This is a genomic window from Stenotrophomonas geniculata ATCC 19374 = JCM 13324, from assembly GCF_001431625.1.
GTDB classification, from domain to species: Bacteria; Pseudomonadota; Gammaproteobacteria; order Xanthomonadales; family Xanthomonadaceae; genus Stenotrophomonas; species Stenotrophomonas geniculata.
Genome location: NZ_LLXT01000034.1, coordinates 1 through 3,251, shown reverse-complemented (window position 1 = coordinate 3,251; position 3,251 = coordinate 1). Strand labels below are relative to the sequence as shown.

Below are 3,251 nucleotides of genomic sequence, written 5' to 3'. Positions count from 1 at the left end.
CGACAGGTCGCAGGAAACTGTCGGTGGCGGGGTGGGTGCGGTTGCGCAGGGGCGTGAGCCGCATGGATGCGGCGACCGAGCTTACATGGACGTACTTGCAGCGCCCCCTGCGCAGCCCACCCGCCCGGCCAAACCACGGCTTGTGCTTTCGCGCTCCGCCACGAGGGGCTCAGCCGTTGGCCTTCGCCTTCGCCTCACGCGCGGCCTGCTGCTCGACCAGGGTCAGCGCCACGTTGTCACGCAGGTACGCGGGCTCGACCTTCTCCGGCGCAATCGCCTCGCCACGCGCGAACGCCGGCACCGCCAGTGCCAGCACATCCGATGCCCGCGGCAGTGCTGTCGCATCGAATCCCCGAAGGCCACTGCCCAACTGCGCCACCAGCGCGCCGTCGGCCGCGCCGAAGCCGGTGCCCACGCCATAGGCCGACAAACCTTCCGGCAACGCCACTGCATCCGGTGCGCACACACGCTCGCCATCGCGCGCGACCGGCAGGCCGTCAACACGCTCGAAGCGCGCAACGTACAACTCCCCCATCCGTGCGTCGATCGCCGACAGGATCTGCGTTTCTTCTGCCGGTGCCCGCAGCGCCAGCACCTGCAGCGTCGATACCGGCAGCAGCGGACGGTCCAGCGCCAGTGCGATGCCCTGGGCAATCGCGATCGCCAGGCGCACACCGGTGAAAGCACCAGGACCGCGGCTGAGGGCGATGCCGTCCAGCTGGCGGCGGCTGATGCCGGCTTCGGCCAGCAGCGCCTCGGCCCACGGCAGGCTCAGTTCGGCATGCCGGCGTGGGGCGATCTCGAAGCGTTCCAGTACCTGCCCATCGACATGCAGGGCAACGGAACAGGCTTCGGTGGCGGTTTCAAAGGCGAGCAGTTTCATCGGATCGGGTCAGAACAGGGGAAACGTGGCACCGGGCGCCGGCTCGGGGCCGGTCGCAACAGCGGCCGGGGCAGCCGCATCATCGGCCACGGGCGCCCATTGTGGCGTAAAGAAGGCCTGCACATCGGTCAGGTTGCGGGTACGGCGGAACGGCGGCAGCGAATCGAGGAAGACCCGGCCGTAGCCGCGGTTGAGCAGGCGCGGGTCGCACAACACCAGCACGCCACGGTCGCTCTCGCTGCGGATCAGGCGGCCGACGCCCTGTTTCAGCGCAATCACCGCCTGTGGCAGCTGCTCATCGCGGAACGGGTTGCCGCCCTGGCTGCGGATCGCCTCCAGACGCGCCTCGTACACCGGATCGTCCGGTGCCGCGAACGGCAGCTTGTCGATCATCACCACGCTCAGCGCCTCACCCACCACGTCCACGCCCTCGCGGAAACTGGCCGAGCCCAGCAGCACGCCATTGCCCGATTCGCGGAAGCGTTGCAGCAGCGTCGCGCGCGGCGCCTCGCCCTGCACGAACAACGGCCATGGCCCATCACGCAGTGCCTCGGCAGCCTCACGCAGGGCGCGATGCGAAGCGAACAGCAGGAACGCCCTGCCCTGCGAGGCCTGCAGCACCGGCCGCAGGGTCTGGATCAGCGCGGTTCCGAAACCACGCGCGGCCGGATCAGGCAGGCCCTCGGGCAGATAGCACAACGCCTGCTCCGGCCAGTTGAACGGGCTGGGCTGGACCAGCGTATGTGGATCGTCCAGGCCCAGGCGCGTGGCGATGTGATCGAATCCGCCGCCGACGGTCAGCGTCGCCGAGGTGAAGATCCATGCGGCGCGACTGCGTTCGCGATGCTCGCGCAACGGGCCGGACACATCCATCGGCGTGCGCTGGCAGCGGAAACCACGCGGCGTGAGCTCGTACCAGAGCACATCGGCGGCGCTGGCGGTCTCCTCCGGATCGGTATCGAAATCGAGGGTGGGTTCGTCATCCCCCAGCCAGCGGCTGAGCCGCGAAACCGCTTCGCGCGCACGCGCATGGCAGGCATCGAGGCCGGCAGCCGCTTCGCGCAGCGGCTGCAGCGCCTGCTCCAGCGTCACCAGGCCAGCCATCACCGTATCGAAGCCATCACGCACCTGCGGCATCGCCAGTGCACGCCATTGCGTGCCACGCGCTGGCAGCCCTTCCATTGCCGAGCGCAGCGCCAACAGCGCTTGCTGCAACTGGTCGACCGGTTCCTGCAGCGCCGACTGCGCGCCCCCGACGCCGCGCGCTTCGGCCAGGCAGTCGCGGCCCAGTTCCTGCCACGGACGCATGCCAAAACCTTCGCCGAAGAACTGCGCGGCCAGTTCGGGCAACTGGTGCGCCTCGTCGATGACGAAGGCCTGCGCCCCAGGTAACAACTCGCCAAAGCCGTCCTGCTTCAGTGCCAGGTCGGCCAACAGCAGATGGTGGTTGACTACCACCACATCGGCGGCCTGCGCGCGTTGCCGCGCGCGCACCACGAAGCAGTCATCCCAGAACGGGCAGTCGGTCCCCAGGCAGTTGTCGACAGTGGAGGTGACCATCGGCAGCAGCGGCGAATCATCGGCCAGGCCTTCCAGTTCGGCGATGTCACCGAACTCCGAACGACCGGACCAGGCCAGGATCCGCTGGAACTGCGCAGCCTGTTCGGGGCTGGAAAAACGCGGCTCGCCACGCGCCTGCTGCAGGCGATAGCGGCACAGGTAGTTCGCGCGTCCCTTCAGCAGCGCACTGCGCAGGCCAACACCGAGCGCCTGGCGCACCCGTGGCAGATCGCGGTGGTAGAGCTGGTCCTGCAGCGCGCGGGTACCGGTGGAGATGATGGTGCGCAACCCGGACAGCAGCACCGGCACCAGGTAGGCGAACGTCTTGCCGGTGCCGGTACCGGCCTCGGCCAGCAGCAGGTCACGCTGCTGCAGCGCATCGGCGATGGCTTCGGTCAGGTGCAGCTGTGCCGGACGCGGGACGAATGCATCCAGGTGCGAGGCGAGCGCGCCGCCGTCGCTGAGGGCTTCGCGGCTGGCATGGACAAGGTCGGACATCAGAGGGAAAGGATACCCGGCCGGGCGCTGCCCGGCACCCGTTTCAAGCCAGGGCACCAGCAAAAGCAACGGCAACAGCTTGGTTCATGGCTCTGGGTTTCTACATGCTGGGCGGGGCGGGAGGGGCAGGCAGGACACGCCGTAAACCCATCCTGGGGGCTCGATGGCGCCATCCATGGCGCCAACGGTCCTGCCTGCCCCTCCCGACCCGCCTTCGACAGTTTCCCGGTGACGGATGGACGTGCTTCGTGGCGTCGCGCTTGCTCGACTGGATTCAGAAGCGGTGGGTCGAACGGAAACAAGAAGGGGG

The 3,251-nt window shown here is 68.6% G+C and carries 2 protein-coding genes; both read right to left on the bottom strand.

Annotation, left to right across the window (positions count from 1 at the left end):
• Positions 1–169: 169 nt before the first annotated feature.
• Positions 170–883 carry a tRNA (adenosine(37)-N6)-threonylcarbamoyltransferase complex dimerization subunit type 1 TsaB gene (gene tsaB, locus ARC63_RS02015; protein ID WP_049481813.1) on the bottom strand — a complete coding sequence of 238 codons (714 nt, stop codon included), beginning with the start codon at positions 881–883 and terminating at the stop codon, positions 170–172.
• A 9-nt stretch (positions 884–892) separates the two neighbouring features.
• Positions 893–2,941, bottom strand: coding sequence for a DNA repair helicase YoaA (gene yoaA / locus ARC63_RS02010; protein ID WP_057502398.1), 2,049 nt, complete (start codon positions 2,939–2,941; stop codon positions 893–895).
• Positions 2,942–3,251 lie beyond the last annotated feature (310 nt).